This is a genomic window from Cupriavidus sp. 05T41 (assembly GCF_056396525.1).
Window position 1 is genome coordinate 1 of sequence record NZ_JBFTLQ010000085.1, and the last position, 19,312, is coordinate 19,312.

The 19,312-nt window shown below is 63.6% G+C and carries 12 protein-coding genes and 1 pseudogene; 6 read left to right on the forward strand and 7 right to left on the reverse strand.

The features are described 5' to 3' along the window. Positions 1 to 268 (forward strand): annotated as a pseudogene (locus AC1DKV_RS33235) (hydrolase); the annotation flags it as partial. A gap of 539 nt (positions 269 to 807) precedes the next feature. Here AC1DKV_RS33235 and AC1DKV_RS33240 read toward each other — a convergent pair. The 3 genes from AC1DKV_RS33240 to AC1DKV_RS33250 form a co-directional block, all read right to left on the reverse strand. After that, positions 808 to 1,410: an HD domain-containing protein gene (locus AC1DKV_RS33240; RefSeq protein ID WP_477138998.1), complete on the reverse strand. Its 603-nt coding sequence runs from the start codon at positions 1,408 to 1,410 to the stop codon at positions 808 to 810. A gap of 61 nt (positions 1,411 to 1,471) precedes the next feature. Beyond that, a complete protein-coding gene (locus AC1DKV_RS33245) occupies positions 1,472 to 1,831 on the reverse strand; it encodes a hypothetical protein (RefSeq protein WP_477138999.1) in 360 nt (119 codons plus the stop codon). 156 nt (positions 1,832 to 1,987) lie between these two features. Next, a complete protein-coding gene (locus tag AC1DKV_RS33250) occupies positions 1,988 to 2,206 on the reverse strand; it encodes a hypothetical protein (RefSeq protein WP_441623395.1) in 219 nt (72 codons plus the stop codon). Between the two features lie 1,128 nt (positions 2,207 to 3,334). Between AC1DKV_RS33250 and hpnI the strand changes: the two genes are divergently transcribed. Genes hpnI through hpnK form a run of 3 tightly spaced genes read left to right on the forward strand, consistent with a single transcriptional unit; the run spans position 3,335 to position 6,827 of the window. Further along, positions 3,335 to 4,549, forward strand: coding sequence for a bacteriohopanetetrol glucosamine biosynthesis glycosyltransferase HpnI (gene hpnI, locus AC1DKV_RS33255; protein ID WP_477139000.1), 1,215 nt, complete (start codon positions 3,335 to 3,337; stop codon positions 4,547 to 4,549). Continuing rightward, positions 4,546 to 5,967, forward strand: a complete 1,422-nt coding sequence (gene hpnJ / locus AC1DKV_RS33260; RefSeq protein ID WP_477139001.1) for a hopanoid biosynthesis associated radical SAM protein HpnJ — start codon at positions 4,546 to 4,548, stop codon at positions 5,965 to 5,967. Before hpnI ends, hpnJ begins: the two co-directional genes overlap by 4 nt. Next, the gene (gene hpnK / locus AC1DKV_RS33265) at positions 5,964 to 6,827 is read left to right on the forward strand and encodes a hopanoid biosynthesis-associated protein HpnK (protein WP_477139002.1); all 864 of its coding nucleotides are present in this window, start codon (positions 5,964 to 5,966) and stop codon (positions 6,825 to 6,827) included. The genes hpnJ and hpnK overlap by 4 nt, the downstream gene beginning before the upstream one ends. 76 nt (positions 6,828 to 6,903) lie before the next feature. On the opposite strand, the gene AC1DKV_RS33270 is transcribed toward hpnK, so the two are convergent. The 4 genes from AC1DKV_RS33270 to AC1DKV_RS33285 form a co-directional block, all read right to left on the reverse strand. Further along, positions 6,904 to 7,914, reverse strand: a complete 1,011-nt coding sequence (locus AC1DKV_RS33270) for a Bug family tripartite tricarboxylate transporter substrate binding protein (protein ID WP_477139012.1) — start codon at positions 7,912 to 7,914, stop codon at positions 6,904 to 6,906. 63 nt (positions 7,915 to 7,977) lie between these two features. Then, positions 7,978 to 10,449 carry a CaiB/BaiF CoA-transferase family protein gene (locus AC1DKV_RS33275; protein WP_477139003.1) on the reverse strand — a complete coding sequence of 824 codons (2,472 nt, stop codon included), beginning with the start codon at positions 10,447 to 10,449 and terminating at the stop codon, positions 7,978 to 7,980. A gap of 43 nt (positions 10,450 to 10,492) precedes the next feature. Next, a complete protein-coding gene (locus tag AC1DKV_RS33280; RefSeq protein ID WP_477139013.1) occupies positions 10,493 to 13,810 on the reverse strand; it encodes an acetyl-CoA carboxylase family protein in 3,318 nt (1,105 codons plus the stop codon). A 130-nt stretch (positions 13,811 to 13,940) separates the two neighbouring features. Continuing rightward, positions 13,941 to 15,488: an acyl-CoA carboxylase subunit beta gene (locus AC1DKV_RS33285; RefSeq protein ID WP_477139004.1), complete on the reverse strand. Its 1,548-nt coding sequence runs from the start codon at positions 15,486 to 15,488 to the stop codon at positions 13,941 to 13,943. A gap of 205 nt (positions 15,489 to 15,693) precedes the next feature. On the opposite strand from AC1DKV_RS33285, the gene AC1DKV_RS33290 reads away from it, so the two are divergent. Together AC1DKV_RS33290 and AC1DKV_RS33295 are read left to right on the forward strand one after the other, a co-directional pair. Continuing rightward, complete coding sequence (locus AC1DKV_RS33290; RefSeq protein ID WP_477139005.1) at positions 15,694 to 17,415, forward strand: sigma-54 interaction domain-containing protein; 1,722 nt, start codon at positions 15,694 to 15,696, stop codon at positions 17,413 to 17,415. A 108-nt stretch (positions 17,416 to 17,523) separates the two neighbouring features. After that, complete coding sequence (locus tag AC1DKV_RS33295; protein ID WP_477139006.1) at positions 17,524 to 19,221, forward strand: adenylate/guanylate cyclase domain-containing protein; 1,698 nt, start codon at positions 17,524 to 17,526, stop codon at positions 19,219 to 19,221. Positions 19,222 to 19,312: the final 91 nt, after the last annotated feature.

Sequence of the window (19,312 nt, forward strand, 5' to 3'; positions counted from 1 at the left end):
GACCAAGGAAGCGCACGACTACGCCATGCAGCGCATGATCCAGGCCGGCGTGGTGCCCGTGACCTGGCAGCAGGTCATGCTCGAATGGCAGCGCGACTGGAAGAACCGCKACACATACGATGCCGTAACCGGCCTGGCCAAGGAACATTCTGGCGCGTACGGCATGGGTATCGACTATGCCTACACGATGGTGCACAAGGCTGCGCAACGTACGGCAACCACGCACGAATCGATTGCGCCCGTGCATGCGCCGGTGATCGAGCAGTAGTCACCTCCGGTTCGTGCCTGAAGCTTCGCGAAGCCTTAGGCACCATGCAAACGATCCAGCTCGGGCTCGCCTTTCATCGCAGAGCCGCGGGGCCGCCATCTCAGCCCGTATCCGAGTTGCATGCCCTTGGGTTGCAAATGCTTGCATAAGGGTTTATACTTAATTCGTCTCCTCCCTTTCTTCTAAGGGATTCGCGCCCGCCTCGAAGCGGGCTTTCTTTTGCCTGCTGTCCAGGCTGCTGGTCCTGCTTGAGCGCCCTGCCCTGGCGGGCCGCGCTCGAATTCCCGTCAGGATGCTTCTTGCCGCCGGCAGGCGGTCCCCCGCCTATGCGACCGCGCGAGTCTGGCTCATCCAGGCGGCGACGAAGCAAGCCCAAGATCATCAGCGCTTGCTTCCAAATTGAACAGCCCGCCAGGGTCACGCACACCGCGTGAACTGTCAGAACTTATTCTGCGTTCTCTAAACTCAGGACTCTCTGCAACGGGTGCGTGGCGCCAGCATGCCCACCAGCAACAGGCGCAATCATCGCCGAGCCCCCTTCAAGGACCAGATTTCTMGGCAGGTGGATTGCTGAAATGTTCTTGTACGAGCCTGGCGGCCTCCTCCCAGAGGGCTGGCGCGCCACGCTGTATGGGCGGCCCGTAACGTGCAAAGACCTGTTCTTCATTGAGCTGATGCGCGGCCCAGGTACCACCGTCCGTTGCGACGTTATGGAGCAACGGCTGGAAGCGATCCAACGCTTTGGCGAATTTCGCATCGTCGCTCTCCGCCGCTTCGAACTCGGACCAAAGATTGCGAAACTCGGCGGCCTGCGCATCCGGCAGCAAAGAAAAAATCCGCTCCGCCGCCAGATGTTCCCGTTCCGCCTGACCGGCATGCATCGACGGATCATGGAACGGCGTATCGCCGGCATCGATCTCTACGATATCGTGGAGGAGGAGCATCTTCACGACGCGGACCACGTCGACAGGCGCTGCTGCATGCTCTGACAGTACGAGCGCATACATGGCGAGATGCCAGGAATGTTCGGCACTATTTTCTCGACGCGACCGATCGATCAGCGGCGACATCCGTACGACGCTCTTCAGCCGGTCAATCTCTCGAAGAAAGACGAGCTGGCGCTCCAGGTTGGAAAGGTTCACGGTGAAGACAAAAAATTCAGGATCACTGGAAGAAATCTAGCAGCCACCATGCGAGCGTTGGTCAGGCAGTGTCGTCATCGTTMGCTTCTTCGAGCAAGTGCCCATAGGCGTCGATTTCCTTCTTCGTTCGCGCCTMGCTCGCAGCGATCTTCTCGGGGGTGACTTCACCATCAATGAACTCGACCGACACTCTTTTTACCCTCGGATCGCTATCGACAATGCCTTGCAGGATCTTGTCGAACAGCTTTTCCCCGGCTTTGAGGCCCAGCGCTTGCGGCACCAGGACCTTGACCAGCAAGATTTCATTGTCACTACCTGCAGCCACATCGGCGATTGCTGCCCTCAGGTAGCGCTTCAGTTTGAGGACACTGAGGTCGCCAGGTAGCCCCACATACGATACCCGAATCGATTTCTTGTCCATGCCTTCGTGCTTGAGTGTGATGTTAATCGTTCGAATATACCGCACAGATGTGGGCATCTGTGCTCTTTAACTTGAGCGGCTGAGAAGGATTGCGGACTCGACTGGTCGGGCCACCCCACAACCAAGAGCCCGTTGGGCKAACCATGCGGGCTTGCGTCATTCTTCCTCCACACGCTCCTGCATGAACCGGCGCTCCTGGATCGTCCGCTCGCCCATATGGCGGCGCGGGTTGCCGCACATCCAGCAACTGCACAGCGTCGGCGTCCACACGGCTCGGCCGATTTCCCGCTCGTTGCGCAGGCCGCAGAGGTAGTTGCGCCGATACACCTTCAGCCGTGCGACTTGCGCGCGGCGGTATGCCCTTCCTTTCGCCATCTCGACTCCTTTTCGTAGGCCGGAGACGCGAAAGCCCGCAAAAGGCGGGCTCTGGGTAAAACTGCTGTGAGTCAGGGCAAATGCTAGGCCAACTGTCCCAGAAACTCAAGCAGTCCGTAAGGAATCGTCCTCGATCACGCCGTGGGCACGGAAACCGGCGGTCGGCGTCTCCTCCACCCAAGTCTCCAAGCGCGACCAGGTGGGCGACCAACACCTTGTTCTCCCGCACGTACATGTTCTTGCTCCCGAGACACTCGGCTGCGATCTGCCGGAACGAGAAATCCCGATTCGCGCTCTCCCGCCCTACCCTCCAACGATGCGCTGGGACTCACAGCGCCGCGCGCAACAAGCGCTTGCCCGGAAAGTTTCATGGATGAGACCAAGGCGTTCGAAGCGATCTCTTTAAGTTGTGCAGCCAAGCAATAACTCGCTTGCGGTTCATCCCGACAGGCGTTCTCAGCCAGACCCTATCTTTTTTACTTTTGTGAAACCCCGCAAGCGTTGCCAGGCTTTACGGCAAAAATCCTTCCCGGGCAAAGCCGAGCTTAGGGCAGACACGCGTTCTGCAGGTGCMAGCCGCCCGCCGCCAATAATCATCGCAACGGTCTCTCAGAGCCCTTGGTGCCTTTGCGAAATTTCGGCATAGCGCGCTAACCTGACCGCAGGCAATCCTCTTCTCCGCTTGGAGACCGGCGCCTCCGGGTCAGTTTGATTAGTCCCGGCTGTCATGGTGGAAATGCAGCCCGACAAAGAGAGCAATGGCATATCCACATGCTGTTTTCGCCACCTGCGACTCCCGCGATCTCCCCGGCTCGCGGATAACTCGAGGGCTAGTTGAAAATGCAAATAAGAATGGTTATCTCAACCCTCGTATTTATAACAGTTGATTTGGCCAGGATGGATCATTAGCATCGATGAAGCGGGTCTTGTCTCCACTGGCAAAGAACGGGTTTCCGGGCGCATTTTACAATTGACGATTGTCAATCTAATACATTGCCTGACTTAAATTTAATACAAACGAATCTTATTTATAAAAACCGCATCCCGGAGATTCCGCCTTAATTTTTCCTTAATTCTTCTTCCATACAATCTGGGCCGAGGTTCGAGCACCTGAGCGGAGGTGGCCAAATGACGCTGTGCGCATTTGCGGGTCCCGTGGTGGCATGGATTGGTGCGGCCTACGCCGTGGCGGCGGCGTGGATCAGCCGTCACGGCACGCCTGCCTCCCACGCTTCGCCGGACGGCGTTGACTTGCAGCCGGTCAGCGTGCTCAAGCCGCTGTGCGGGGCGGAGCCCAGGCTCTTTGAAAACCTGGCGACACTTTGCCAGCAGGACTATCCCGACTACCAGATCGTGTTCGGTGTGCAGCGTCCKGACGACCCCGCACTGGACGTCGTCGAGCGGCTGCGAGCGGACTATCCGGCCCGCGCCATTGACGTAGTCGTCGATTCTCGTATCCACGGCACCAACCTGAAGGTCAGCAACCTGATCAACCTGTGGCCGAGCGCGCACCACGACTGGCTGGTGCTCGCCGACAGCGACATTGCCGTGGGCCCGGACTACCTCGCGCGCGTGGCGGCACCCCTGGCCAACCCCGCCGTCGGGGTAGTGACCTGCCTGTACCATGGCAACGCGGTAGCTGGCTTCTGGTCGCGCATCGGCGCGCGGTTCATCGACGACTGGTTCGCGCCCTCGGTGCGCGTCGCGCATCGCGGGGGTTCCCGCCGCTTTTCCTTCGGCGCGACCATCGCGCTGCGGCGCGATGCGCTCGAGCGCGTCGGCGGATTCGCAGCGCTGTCGAACCGGTTGGCCKACGACTTCTGGCTCGGCGAACTGGTGCGCCGGTCCGGGCTGCGCACGGTCCTGTCCGACGTTGTGGTCAGCACCGATGTGACGGAAACGAGCATGAGGGCATGGTGGACGCACGAACTGCGGTGGATGCGTACTATCCGTTCGCTGAATCCCGTGGGCTTTGCTTTTACCTTCCTGACGTTCACGTGGCCGATGCTCCTGCTGGGCTGCTGGCTGTCTCCACGACCCGTGACGCTGACGGCGCTGCTGGTCGGCGCGCTGGCGCGTAGCGTAGTCGCGCATGAAGCCGGGGCTGCTTTGCTCGCCCCATTGCGCGACGCCTTACTGCTCGCGGTGTGGTGTGCCGCCATGGCCGGCTCCCGGGTATGCTGGCGCGACCGGTGGCTACCCTTGCACGATACCCCCACCCCCAGGCGTGGCGCCACGAGCGTCCCATCGGGATCGCTGCGCGCCGAGCCCGCTGCGAATGGGCTGCCCGACTCGCAATCGCCCCTGATCCGATCCGACAGACACCCGCCAAGGTCCCTATGAAAACGCTGTTTCTACAGGTTCCGTCCTTCGATGGCTTTGACGGCGGCGCGGGCTCACGGTACCAGGCCAAGCGCGAGGTCAAGTCGTTCTGGTACCCGACCTGGCTCGCCCAGTCCGCCGCGCTGGTTCCCGGCAGCCGCGTACTGGATGCGCCCGCCGAGGGCATGCACACCGAGGTCGCGCTGGACATCGCCGCAGACTACGAACTGGTCATTATCCATACCAGCACGCCGTCCTTTCCGATGGATGCCCGGTTCGCGGAGGCGCTCAAGGCACGGCGGCCAGGGGTGCTTATCGGCATGGTCGGCGCGAAGCCGGCCGTCGATCCGGGCGGCACGCTTGGCGCCAGCCCGGCAATCGACTTCGTGTGCAGGGAAGAGTTCGACTACACCTGCCAGGACGTGGCCGCCGGCAAGCCGCTGTGCGACATCGCCGGCCTGAGCTACCGGCTGCCGGACGGCTCCCTGGAGCACAACGGCGCGCGGCCGATGATCGAGGACATGGACGCGCTGCCATTCGTTGCCCCGGTCTACAAGCGCGACCTGACGATCGAGAACTATTTCATCGGCTACTTGAAGCATCCCTACGTCTCGATCTACACCGGGCGCGGCTGCCGCTCGCGCTGCACCTTCTGCCTCTGGCCCCAGACCGTGGGCGGGCACCGCTATCGCACGCGCTCGCCTCAAAGTGTCATCGACGAGGTCAAGTGGATCAAGGAGAACATGCCCGAGGTGAAGGCGATCATGTTCGACGACGACACCTTCACGGACTTCAAGCCACGCGTGGAAGAGATCGCCCGGGGCCTGGGAAAGCTCGGCGTGACATGGTCCTGCAACGCCAAGGCAAACGTGCCCTACAGCACGCTGAAGATCATKAAGGAGAACGGGCTGCGGTTGCTGCTGGTGGGCTACGAATCCGGCGACGACCAGATCTTGCTGAACATCAAGAAGGGCTTGCGCACGGATATCGCGCGCCGCTTCACCGAAGACTGCCGCAAGCTCGGCATCATCATCCACGGCACGTTTATCCTCGGCCTGCCGGGCGAGACGCGGGAGACCATCGAGAAGACCATCGCCTACGCCACCGAGATCAACCCGCACACGATCCAGGTCTCGCTGGCCGCGCCCTACCCCGGGACCACCCTCTACCGGCAGGCAGTGGAAAACGGTTGGCTGGAAGAGAACAAGGTGATCAACCTGGTCAACGACAAGGGCGTGCAACTGGCGGCGATCAGCTATCCACACCTGTCGAAAGAGGATATTTATCACGGCGTCGAAGTCTTCTACAAGCGCTTCTACTTCCGGCCGCGCAAGATCTGGGAGATCGTGCGCGAGATGCTGGGTAGCTGGGAGATGATGAAGCGACGCCTGCGCGAAGGTGTGGAATTCTTCCGCTTCCTGCGCTCGCACGAGGCATGAGCAGGCGACAGGCGAAGACCAAGGCGTCGCAACGGGCACTGATCGTCACGGCCGATGACTTCGGCCTGCACCCCAGTGTCAATGCGGGCGTCGAACTGGCGCACAAGGACGGCGTACTCAACGCGGCAAGCCTGATGGTTGGCGCACCCGCCGCGGCCGATGCGGTGCGGCGCGCGCGCGCCCTGCCKGGCTTGCGCGTGGGACTGCACCTCGTGTTGGCCGATGGCCTCGCCACGCTGCCGCCAGAGCGCATTCCCGACCTGGTGGACTCTGGTGGGCGCTTTGGCTCGGCGATGGCGCGCGATGGATGCCGCTTCTTCTTCCTGCCCGGCGTGCGGCGCCAGCTCGCCGCAGAGATCCGCGCACAGTTCGAAGCGTTCGCCGCCACCGGGCTGACCCTTGACCACGTCAACACCCACAAGCATTTCCACCTGCACCCCACCGTGCTCACGCTGGTGCTGCGCATTGGCCGGGAGTTCGGCTTGAGCGCCATGCGGCTGCCCAGCGACCTCAACGCCCCGCTGCTCCTGCGCCCCTGGCTGGGCCTGCTGCGGTGGCGGCTCGATGCGGCCGGGATCGCCCACAACKACTATGTGGTTGGCATKGAGCAAAGCGGCAGGATGGACGAKGCGGCAATGCTATCCATCCTCGCGACGCTGCCGCCCGGCGTCGGGGAAATCTACCTTCACCCCGCCGGCTTGTCCGGCTCKGCGGTTTCGCCGACGATGGACGGCTACCGGAACGCCGATGAGCTCGCCGCCCTGCTATCGCCACGCGTGCGCGCGGCGCTGGGGCACGCCGCCACGCGTAGAGGGGGGTTCATCGATATCTTTGGTTCCGGCAAGCAGCCCTCCACGTGAATTTAGCCGCGGAACCGTTGCGCCGTATCCTGCKGAAGGCTTCGCCACGGTTCCCCGACCTGATCTGACGATCAACTCAATCCAGCGAGATGCCTTCGCGCTGGATGACAGCCCCCCAATTGACGTCTTCCTTCTCGACGCGCTTCGCGAAATTCGCCGGATCGATCATGACGACCTCGCCTTGCTGGCCCAGCGCCGCTTTTGCCTTGTCGTCATCGAGGACGCCATTTGTGACCGAATGGAGTTTCTGGACAATCTGCGGCGGCGTGCCGGCCGGGGCAAGCATCCCGATCCAGAAAGTCACGTTGAATGGCGTGATGCCAAGCTCTTCCAGCGTGGGCACGTCCGGCAACTGTGCCATTCGCTTCGACGAACTGACGGCGATGGGCTTGAGCTTGCCCGCCTTGATCTGAGGCAGCGCGCCCCAGGTATCAAAGGCGGTATCCAGTTCACCGCTGATCACAGCCATCTCTGCCTGCGCAGCTGACTTATACGGGATATGCGTAGTCTTGATCTTTGCCCTATTGTTCAACATGGCAAAACTGAGGTGCGCAATGTTGCCTGGACMTGCGGATCCATAGCTGACCTTGCCGGGATTCTGTGTCGCGAATCGAACCAGCTCTTTTACCGAATCGACTGAGTTTTTCTGCKACCACTMCGGGTTCGTCACCAGAATAAACGGGGCTTCGAGGACCAGGGTGACAGGAGAAAAATCTTTAGGCTTGTAGTTACCCTTTTTGTATATGTGAGGGTTGATGGTAATGCTGCTGGAGTTTGTTACCAGCAAGGTATACCCATCGGGCGCCGCCCTCGCAGCCTCGGCGACACCGATCAGTCCGTTCGCTCCCGCCTTGTTCTCCACGACCACGGGCTGCCCCAAAGACCTGGTGAGACGCTCTGAAACAATGCGCGCCACGGTGTCGGTGAATGACCCCGCCGGGAATGGAACGATCATCCTGATCGGCTTGTTGGGCCAGCTGGCAGCCTGCGCTGCGGCCGGACCGGACAGCACACTCGCCAGGACGGCCAGCGCGGCTGCCGCAACGCTGAGTTTTCCCGCTTTCGCACTGGAATGGCAACGCGGCATGCATTTGTATTCGTTCATTTCGTCTCCGTTTCGTCGTAATAGTGTTCGAAGTACTTGCTGGCCTTATGGCATTGCCTTCGCGTGCTTCGGCTTCGCAACCGTACCGGTGATTCCTTGTCGCTCCAGGTCCGCGATCTGGTGTGGACTTAGCCCAAGCACGCGCGTCAACACCGCTTCCGTGTGTTCGCCCAAGGTCGGCGCGACGTTCCGGATGGGCATGGGCTGTTTTCCGGACCGGAACCAGGCGGTGCTGGCCATATACGTGCCGATGTGGGCGCGTTCGACTTCACGCCAGAATCCGCGCGCATGCAGGTGGTTGTCCTGTAGCACCTGCGACATGGGACGAACGACGCCGGCTGCGATCCCAGCCTGTTGCAGCAGGCGCATTGCGTTTTCAGGATCCCTGGCCACGCACCAGGACTTGATCGCTTCGTCAATCCTGTCCTGCTCCGTCCGCCGCCCCGATGCCTGCGCAAGCCGGGGATCGACGGCGAGATCAGCCCTTCCGATTGCGCGGCACAGGGCTGGCCAACGTGCGTCAGTCACCGTCAGGACGATCCACGCATCGTCGCCTGCGCAACGGAAGCAACCATGCGGAATGCACATTGGATGGCGATTACCCTGACGGGGAGCAACGGCGCCGGAAGTCGATTGCTCCAGGATGAACGGCGCTGCCATCGGCAACATGGCCTCGACCTGTGACAGGTTGATATGCCGCCCCTCACCCGTGGCTTGCTGCGCAAACAGCGCCAGCAGGATCGCGGCCCCKGCGTTCAGGCCGCCGATCGGATCGCCATAGGCGTACGAGGTCATGGCCGGCGGCCCGTCAGGGTGCCCTGTATACAGAGGCAGGCCGCTGGCTTGCTCCAGCGTGCCACCGTAAGCGCGCGTATTGCTCCACGCGTTGCCGAGGCCGAATGCAGGCATCGAAAGCATGACTAGCCGCCTATTCCTCGCCCGCAGTGCCTCATAGTCCAGCCCCAGCTTCGGCAGGACCTCGGCGGAGTAATTCTCGATGACCGCGTCCGCGCGTTCCACCAGCTGCAGCAGCAACGCCTTTCCTTCCGGGCGCGTCAGGTCCAGGGTGATGCCCAGCTTGTTGCGGTTCATCAGGTTGAAGTTGGAATTCTTCTCGTACAGCCGGTCCCGATAGAACTCTTCAGTGAAATTGGCACCGCGCCACCAGTCGGGGTAGCCGGTACTTTCGACCTTGATGATCTCCGCGCCAAAGTCGGCCAGTGTCCGGGACGCGAGCGGCCCCGCCCACCCCATCGTCAGATCAATGATGCGCATGCCTTGCAGCGGCTGTCGTTCCGGCGTCGTGCGCATGAGCTGCAGCCGGGGGCGGTGCTCCAGGCCMGATGTCCGATAGTGGACATCGTGCGCCCCCTTTGCCGGAGCCGCCCCGCCCAGCAACGGACCCGCCGCATCGAGACGCAGCGGCACGACGGGACCTTCGAACGTGACGCCGCCCGCATCGACCGGGACGAACGCATTGCGCTGCCGATGCACCTCCTGGCCGAGCAATGCCTCCATGGTCGGCACGATYACCGTTGGATGCTTCATTTCGCCGAGGATATTGAACCACTGCCGGGCTGTCTTCGTGAGGAATGCCGTCGTCAGCAACTCGTCGATCTCATCCGCCCGGGCCATCCGCTCCTGGCCATTGGCGAAGCGAGGGTCGCTGGCCAGGTCGGGGCGCCCGATGGCATCGCACAGCGCCTTCCACTGTGGCAGCGTGTGCGTGAAGATGCCAATCCACCCCTGCGCGGTCTGGTAGATGCCGGCCGGATGCGTGCCGCAAAACCGGTTGACACCAAGGCGCCGCAGCGGATGGCGCTTGTCCTGCACCATGCCCGCTTCCATCTCGACCACGCTGAAGATGCACTCGTGCGCGCTCAGCACGTAGCGGCGGCTGCCCTGCCCGCTTCCGATCAGGGCGGCGACAGCGGCGGAGAAGGCGGCCAGCCCGACAACGACTGCGCTATGCACGTCGTGTGGCATGTGCGGCGGCCCTTCTATCGGGCCACTKCCGTGCACGGCCCCGGCGAGCCCGCGGCACACGGCTTCGGCGCCGGCATACTGACTGTAGGGCCCGCTCTCGCCGAACCAGGTGAGCGCCACCTCGATCGGCGCGTGCTCCCGCTGCTCGCCAGCCGTCCCGTCCCAKACCGGCGTGGCAAGGATGCCTGGACCTTCGCTCAGGGCGCGGGCATCGAGCACGACATCGCAGGTCCGCGCGAGTTGTGCCAGCCACGCGGTGTCCTCGGCGTTTCCGGCATCCGCGGTGACGCTGCGCTTGTTGGTATTCAACCAGGCAAAAAGCGCGCTTTCCGGCTGCGCGGCGCCMGGGGCGCCGACCATGGGCGGCATTTGCMGCCATGCGTCGCCAGCCTGGCTTTCCGCCTTGATGACCTCGGCACCGAAATCGGCAAACAACTTGCCAGCGTACGCAAGCGCCGGTCCGGTGCCGACCTCCAGTACGCGCAATCCACCCAGCGCCAGTTGCGACGGGTCAGGACCATTGTTGATCATGGAAACCTCTTGGCTCTGTTTGGGGATTCGTCAGGTCTGGCGCTTACCATGCATCGATGAACGCACGGCGCTCCCTGCGGCTGCGCACATCGGCAGATCCGATACCCTGGACGATCCATTTCCGTGTCTGGGCGGGGTCGATCACGGCATCGATCTCCACCGCGGCTGCGGTGTTGATCGCGTGGCCGCGCTCGTAGGACTGTGCGACCAGCTTCTCGAACAGCGCCTTGCGCTCGGGCCCGTCCGGAACCGCCTCCAGCTCCTTCTTGAAGCCCAGCCTGACAGCGCCTTCCAGGCCCATCGGACCAAACTCGCCGGTCGGCCAGGAGACGGTGAAGTTCGATGAGCKGAAGCCGCCGCCCGCCATGGCCATGGCGCCAAGTCCATAGCCCTTGCGCAAGGTCACTGCCAGCAAGGCGACGCGCAGCTTCGCGGCCGTGAGGAACATGCGCGACACGTGGCGAACCTGGGCTTGGGCCTCGATGTCGGGCCCCACCATGAACCCCGGGGTGTCGATCAGCGATACGATCGGCAGCCCGTGCGCATCGCAAAGCTGCATGAAGCGCGCCGCCTTGTCCGCGGCATCGGCATCGATGGCACCGCCGAGGTGATACGGGTTGTTGGCCATGATGCCCACCGGTTGCCCCTCCACCCGAGCCAGCGCCGTGTGGATGCCCGCCCCGAACCCGCCGCGCAGCATCAACACAGTGCCAATGTCCGCGATGCCCTCGATCGCTTTGCGGATGTCGTACACACGCAGCCGGTTTTCGGGTACGACATGGCGCAGGTCCAATGCGTCTGGCGCGCTCCAGTGCGCCACGCGCCCCTGGAACATGGACAGATAGTGCTTTGCCGCCCGCACGGCTTGCGCCTCGTTCTCGACCAGAACATCGATCACGCCATTGGCGAACTGCACCGATGCCGGCCCGACTTCTTCGGGGCGGAAGATGCCGAGGCCACCGCCTTCGATCATGGCCGGACCTGCCATGCCAATGTTGACGGACTTGTCGGCGATGATGACGTCGCAACAGCCCAGGAAGGCTGCATTGCCGGCGAAGCAGCGCCCCGAGGCGATGCCGACGACCGGGACATGTCCGCTAAGATCGGCGAAGGCGGCAAACGACGGCTGATACAGCCCGGACACCGACGGAAAGTCCACGTCGCCGGGCCGCCCGCCACCGCCCTCTGCAAAGAGCACAAGGGGTAKCTCATCACGCAGCGCCACCTCGACGATGCGGTCTGTCTTGATATGGTTTCGCTTGCCCTGTGTTCCGGCCAGCACCGTGGCGTCATACGCCATCACCGCACTGCGCGCCCGCTCCTTGCCGACCAGCTCACCGTTGATGTTGCCGATGCCGGTGATCAGGCCATCCGCAGGGGTGTTGACAATGAGGTCCTGGTGGCTGCGGCGAGACGCCTGCGCCGCCAGCGCCAGTGCGCCATACTCGACGAAGGTATCCGGATCGCACAGGTCGGCGAGATTCTCCCGCGCCGTGCGCTGCCCGCGCGAGCGGCGCTTCGCGACGGCATCCGGCCGCGCGGCATCAGCCAGGTAGGCATGCCGGTCCAGCACACGCTGGAGGTCTGCACGGATCGCGTGGGGATCGCACTGCTGGGCGGCAACCACCGCTACCCCGTCGGCCTCGACCTGCTCCAGCACGATCAGGACCTGGCCTTCGGACGTCAGGGCGCCTTTCTCCAGCCGCAGGTCGACCACACGGCCGCCACATTCCGCGGCGATCGCATGCTCCATCTTCATGGCGTCGAGCACGGCGACCGTCTGCCCCGGCTGGACGATATCGTCCAGCCGGACGGAGATTTCCACCACACGGCCGGTCAGCGGCGCGCGGATTGCCACCAGCCCTTCACCGACCTCCTCTTCGGCATCGGGCAACCGCGCCGCGAGCGCCTGCGTTGGGCGGGCTGTGCCCCCAAGCAGCGCTTCCTGCGCGTGCCCGGCTTGCGCAATGGCTTCGGCCGATGCAGCCAGCTCCGGCAGTATCCGCTCGAAGTGTCGGGTATGCACATTCTGTGCAAGGAAGTCATCGCGCTGCACGAGGGCGCGCAGCAGGTTCAGGTTGGTCGGCACGCCGACGATGCGGAATTCGGCAAGGCTGCGCTGCAGACGCCGCACGACGGCGTCGAACTTCGGCGTCGTGCTGCTCACAATCAGCTTTGCCAGCAAGGTGTCGAAGTTGGGCGACGGCTCATAGCCGCTGTAGCCGTGCGTGTCGACGCGAACGTCGGGGCCCGAGGGCGGGTCGAAGCGCTCCAGGCGACCGTGCGCCGGGCGCGCAAGACCTTGCGCGTCGGTCATTTCCGCGTTGACACGCACCTGGATCGCGTATCCCCTCGGTTGCGGCGGCGAAGCGGGATCCAGGCCGAGATCGCCAAGGGTGCGCCCCGCGGCCAGGCCGATCTGCAGCGCCACAAGATCGACTCCGGTGACTTGCTCGGTGATGGTGTGCTCGACCTGCAAGCGGGGATTGGCCTCGATAAAGACGAAATCCCTCTGCTCGCCCGACTCGGTTTCCTCGACCAGGAACTCGAAGGTGCCCAGGCTCAGATAGTTCACGCGGCGCGCCAGCCGGAGTGCCGCCTTGATGATCTGCTCGCGCAGCTGGGGCCTKAGTACCGGGCTGGGGGCAATCTCCACCAGCTTCTGGAAACGGCGCTGCAAGGTACAGTCGCGCTCGCCGAGGGCGATGACATGGGCCCCGTCGCCTGCGATCTGCACTTCGATATGGCGTGCTCGACCGACCAGCCGTTCAGCGTACAGCGCATCGATGCCAAATGCGGAAGCCGCTTCGGACCGGCAACGCGCATAGGCTTGCGCCAGGTCCTCGCGGTGACGGACCACKCGCATGCCACGACCGCCTCCGCCGCCGACAGCCTTGATGACGACGCCCGCGCCGCCTTGCTCGTCAAAGAAGCGGGTGATTTCCTCGAGCGATGCAGCACCTCGCGTGGCCGGCATGACCGGCACGTCGCTCTGCGCCGCCAGTTCGAGCGCTCGCCCCTTGTCCCCGAACAGCGCAAGGTGCTCGACAGCGGGGCCGATGAACCCGATACCGGCGTCATGACATGCCTGKGCAAAATCGGCCCGCTCGCTCAGGAAGCCATAGCCCGGGTGGATCGCATCGMACCCGGTTGCTTTTGCCGCGGCAATGATGCCCGCGATGTCGATGTACGCAGACGGGCCTGCGCCCTCGAGCGCAACTGACTCGTCGGCCAGTATTCGGTGCAACGACTCAACGTCGTCTTGCGAATAGACCGCTACCGTTCCGATATCCAGGTCGCGTGCGGCGCGCAGGACGCGCAACGCAATCTCGCCTCGATTGGCGATCAACATTTTTTTCAATTCAGTCTCCTCGTTTGTATTTCGATGTCGGTGTCGTGCCCGCAGAGCGGTGATGGTGCTGGCAGGGCCGACAGGCTGGCCGCAGGTGGCATTGAAGTCGGGCGCGCAAGGGCCTTGCGCCACGGCCTGCTCAAGGCCGGATGCCAAACCGGCTGATGCCGGGCTCGCGCAGCGGAGCCGCCAGGTTGGCGAACTCGCACAGCAGCGCGCGCGTCTCGCGCGGGTCGATGATGTCTTCGATGACAAAGGCTTCGGCGCTGCGGAACGGCGATGCCAGGCTGCGCACGCGCTGCTCGATCTCGGCGCGCTTCTGCACGGGATCGTCGGCGCCTTCGATCTCGGCCTTGTAGGCCACGTCCAGCCCGCCTTCGATCGGCTGTGCGCCCCAGTTGGCGGATGGCCACGCATAGCGGAAATTGAACCGCCCCATGTGCTGATGGCCGGCTGCCGCCACGCCGTACGCGCGCCGCAGGATGATGGAGCACCAGGGCACCGTGGTCTGATAGACGGCTGCCAGCGCACGTACTCCGTAGCGTATGACGCCTGCCTTCTCGGCCTCCAGGCCGACCTGGAACCCGGGCGTATCGACAAGGTTGACCACGGGCAGGTGGAAGGTTTGGGCCATATCGACGAAACGCGTGAATTTCTCTGCGCTGGCGCTGTCCCAGCCGCCACCATGGAAGGACGGATCGCTGGCGATCACAGCCACCGGCCAGCCATCCAGCCTGGCCATGGCGGTGACAATGGCACGACCCCAGTTCATGCCGATCTCGAAAAAGGAATCGACATCCACCAAGGCCTGCAGGATGGGGCGGATCTTGTAGTCGGCACGGCTGTCGCGCGGAATCGCCGACAGCAGCCATTCGTCGCGACGGGCCGGATCGTCGGCCGGCTCGATCCGCGGAGGCAAATCCTKGACGGACGCCGGCAGGTAGGATAGAAACCGGCGTGCGCGCGCGAAGGCCTCCTGCTCGGTGGCAACCTCGTCGTCCACCACGCCGTTGCGGGTATGGATCTGGCTGCCGCCCAGTTCGTTCTTGGTCAGGTTCTGCCCGACGCGCGCGACCACCGACGGTCCCTCGTTGAACAGCTGGGAGGTCTCCTTGACCATCACCGAATAATGGCTGGCTGCCACACGCRCCGCCCCCATGCCTGTCACGGAGCCCAATGCCAGGGACACCACAGGCACTGCGGACATGTTCTCCACCACGTGTTGCCAGACCTTCATGGTCGGAATCAAGGTGTGGCCCTTGATCTCGATATTGCGGACCGATCCGCCGCCACCGGTGCCGTCGACCAGCCGGATCATCGGCAGACGCAGGTCGTGCGCCATCCTCTCGGCGTGGATTAGCTTGTCACCGACCGCGCCGTCGTTSGCACCGCCTCGCACGGTGAAATCGTCCCCCACCAGCACAACCGGCCGCCCGCCGACCTGCGCGCGGCCCATCACGAGGTTGGAAGGGAGGAGGTCCATCAGCCGCCMGTTGCTGTCGTAGCGGCCGCTGCCACTGAGTCCCCCCACTTCCCGGAACGATCCGGGGTCGGCAATCTCGCCGATGCGCTCGCGCACGGTCAGCTTGCCGGCCGCCTTGTGGCGTTCCACCTTACCTTCCCCGCCCATTTTGGCGGCGAGKCGCCGGCGGTAGGCCAGTTCGTCGATTTCAGGCTGCCAGCTCACGGTTTTCTCCTGTCGATTCGGTGTTGTCCTTGCTGACATCAATGTGCACGAGTCGTGCCAACACCAAGACACGCGTTTTGCCCTTGATTTCATTGAGATTCTTATTCGGCGACGTTATGATGTCCGCATTGGCTACACACAGTGTCCGCAGCATGGGCACAACAGGAATCGCGCAGTGTCCTCAGGGAAAACACGAAAAGCCGGTATGGACGGAATCACCCTTGGCGTCCTGGTGAGGATGCGCGATGGGATCCGGGTGACGGCGATCGGTGTCTGTGCCAATCCCGCCATCGCGGACGCGGCGGTATCTGCATGCGAACGCGCGACGGATGTCGTCAATGGCCGCAGGCTTTTCCCAGTTGAAGCCGTCGACCAGCGCTACATCGGCCTGTGCCTGGAAGACGACGACCAACAACTGATCCTCTTGCACCACGCCGACACGCAGGCGGTACTGTTCGACTTCCTGGGTATGGTGCCCTTCGCGGGCGCAATCCTGGATTACTTCCTGAACGCCCCATACCAGGCCATCACCGTGGTCGACAAGGATGGCCGGGTGCGCTTTATCAGCCCGGTCCACGAGAAATTCCTGGGCCTGGCCACCGGTGCGGGCATTGGCCGCCCGGCGGCGGACATTATTCCGAACTCTCGGTTGCCGCAGGTAGTGGTTAGCKGAAAGGCTGAGATCGGGCAATTGCAGCAACTGGACGGCGCCAGCCGTGTGGTCAACCGCATCCCGATCCGCGAGGGGGGCGAAGTGGTCGGGGCTATCGGCCAAGTGATGTTCAAGGGACCGGAAGCCCTTGTTCGCATGCACAAGGAGTTATCCGAACTGCGCTCTGAGGTAGCGCGCTACCAACGCGAGTTTCACGGCCTGCGGGAAAGACCATCCTCACTTGGCTTGATCGGCGAAAGCGCGCCGATGCAGCGCTTGCGCCGGGAGATCCAGACCGTGGCACGCCTGGACGTGCCGGTGCTGATCCTCGGCGAAAGCGGGACCGGCAAGGAACTGGTGGCCCGCGCCATTCACGGCGCCGGCCACGATCCGGCAAGCGGGCGGCCACTGGTCAGCCTCAATCTGGCGGCCCTCCCCGCGACGCTGATCGAGTCCGAACTGTTCGGCCACGCGCCCGGTGCCTTTACCGGCAGCCAGCGCCAAGGGCAGGCGGGCAAGCTCGAACTCGCGGCCGGCGGTACGGTCTTTCTMGATGAAGTCGCGGACATTCCGATGGAAATGCAGGTCAAGCTGCTGCGGGTGCTCGAAGACCACATGGTCGAACGCCTTGGCAGCCGCCGCGCGCAGCATGTCGACTTCCGGCTGGTCTCGGCCACCAATCGCGACATTACGGCACTCATCGACGCCGGGCGCTTCCGCCTCGACCTGTACTACCGACTCAGTGGCGTGGTGTTGCGCATCCCTGCCCTGCGTMAGCGGCGCGAGGATATTCCCGCGCTGCTGCAGCACTTCGTCGACGCCTTCTGCGCGCGCAACACAATGCCAACGCCAAAAATCGACCATGACGTGGCGCGCCACCTGGCCAGCCAGCCTTGGCCCGGCAATGTGCGTCAGTTGCGCCAGCGCATCGAGGAAGCGCTAGTATTCTGCGATGGCCGTACGCTGCGCGTGGGCGATTTTGCCCGCGGCGAATCGGCACGCACGCCATCGGGCATGGAAAGCCAGGCAAACGCGCACCCGCCGGCGCAAGAGCATGCGCAAGCGTACGAGGATATCGAAGCGGACGATCCGCCGTTCCCCCCACCCGCGCCTCGCATATCGAGCGAGCCAGCTGCGGGAATGAGCGAGCTTGCCTATGCCGCGGTGCTAGATGCCATAGCACGGCATGGTGGCAACAAGAAGCGCGCAGCTGAGCAATTGCGGATCTCTCGATCGCATCTGTACAAGATCCTGGAACGCGGAGCGGGTCGATGAGCGCTCGGGATTCTTGCCTGCCGGCCGCGTGGAGCCAGGTCGAGGCTCGGCGGCGGATGGGTAATCAAGACTGGCAAGACTAGCGCATCGCGAGCCTGGAGAGTCGGCATGTCGCGCTTCCCCTATCTTCAACGATTGCGGCCGGCGGGTGTCCGATCGGTCCGGCTGGCCACCGGCTTGGTGTTGTTCACTTACGTAGGGACGCACCTCCTKAATCACTCGCTGGGGAATATCTCGCTCGCGTGGCTGGAGCGTGATCTGCTTGTGCAGAAGTTCATCTGGCAGGGATGGCTCGGAACGGCCGTGCTGTACAGCGCGCTGGTGACGCATTTCTTCCTGGGTCTGTGGGCGCTATACGAACGGCGCTCGCTGAACTGGACGCCGGGTGAGGTGGCGCAGCTCGTCCTGGGCTTGTGCATACCGCCGCTGCTAGCCAACCATGTCGTCAATACGCGGGTCGCCTTTGCCGCGTTCGGCCTGAACAAGGGTTACGCACAGTTGCTGTACTCGTTCTGGATCACCTCACCGTTCTTCGGTCGTGTGCAGCTGACGCTGTTGGTGGTCGCCTGGCTGCACGGGTGTTACGGCATCTGGTTCTGGTTGCGGCTGAAACCATGGTTTGCGGCGTGGCGGAGCGTGCTGCTGAGCGTCGCGGTGCTGCTCCCGGTGCTCGCGCTGCTAGGCTTCCTGCAGGGCGGACGCGAAGTGATCGCGCTTGCACGAGATCCCGTCTGGCGCGCAGCGGCAACCCGGCCGGCGATCGTCGGAACAGATCCGCAGAATCTCTGGCTCACCGAGCTGCGCAACGACTTCTTGCTCTTCGATGGTGGCGCGCTGCTGCTGGTGCTCGCAGCGCGGCTGGTGCGCACTGCGCGGGAGCGCCGGATCGGGCGCCTCTGCGTTCTGTATCCGGACGGGCGAAAGGTGTTCGCACCGCTCGGATTTTCGGTTCTCGAGGCCAGCCGCATGGCCGGCGTTCCCCATGCCAGCGCCTGCGGCGGCCGCGCCCGATGCACGTTGTGCCGGGTACGCGTGCTCAGCGATGTACCGCTGCCCGCGCCGGGCGAGGCAGAGCGGCGCGTTCTGGAGCGGCTGGGAGCGGATTCGCAGACAGTGCGCCTCGCCTGCCAGTTGCGGCCGACCCACGACCTCTCCGTGTGGCCACTGGTGCCACCGGCTGCATCCACGGCCTTCCTGCAACGGCGCCAGTGGGACGTCATGCCGCATGAGCAATTCGCGGCGTTCATGTTCGTGGATATGCGGGATTCCACAAAGCTTGCGGCGACACGACTGCCGTTCGACAGTCTGTTCGTGGTCAGTCGTTTCTTGAGTGCGGTCTGCTCCGCGGTAGTCCAGGCGGGCGGCGTGCCAAACCAGTTCCTGGGGGACGCAGTGCTCGCGATCTTTGGCTTAAGCGGCGAGCCGTCCGCCGCTTGTCGTCAGGCGCTAAGCGCGGTGCCGCTGGTAGCATCCAGCATTGACGAACTCAACGTTGCGCTCGAGCAGCAGTTGCAGACCACGATCCGGTTTGGCATCGGATTGCACTGCGGCCGGGCGGTAATGGGACAGATTGGTTTTCGCGAGCATGTCGCATTCACTGCGATTGGCGACCCGTTGAACGTGGCCTCGCGACTTGAGCAGTTGACAAAAKAGCTTGCTTGCGAGGCGATCGTCTCAGAAGAGGTCTTTCTGCATGCCGGCGTATTGGCCGCCGACCTGCCGCAGCTGTCCGCACGCCTGCGAGGCYGCGATGACCCGGTGAGTGTCCGCGTGCTATCCAGGGCGGCGCAGATGCCTCGGGTCTGACTACGCGCTCTTCGGCACGGCCAGCCGTGACGCCGCCGTTTGGAAGAACGTGACCGTTCGGCACCCCGCACAGCAACCAAAKACRGCGGTT

Excerpts from the sequence above, each read along its gene's own strand:
- AC1DKV_RS33250 (WP_441623395.1), bottom strand. The coding sequence starts at position 2,206 with ATGGCGAAAGGAAGGGCATACCGCCGCGCGCAAGTCGCACGGCTGAAG.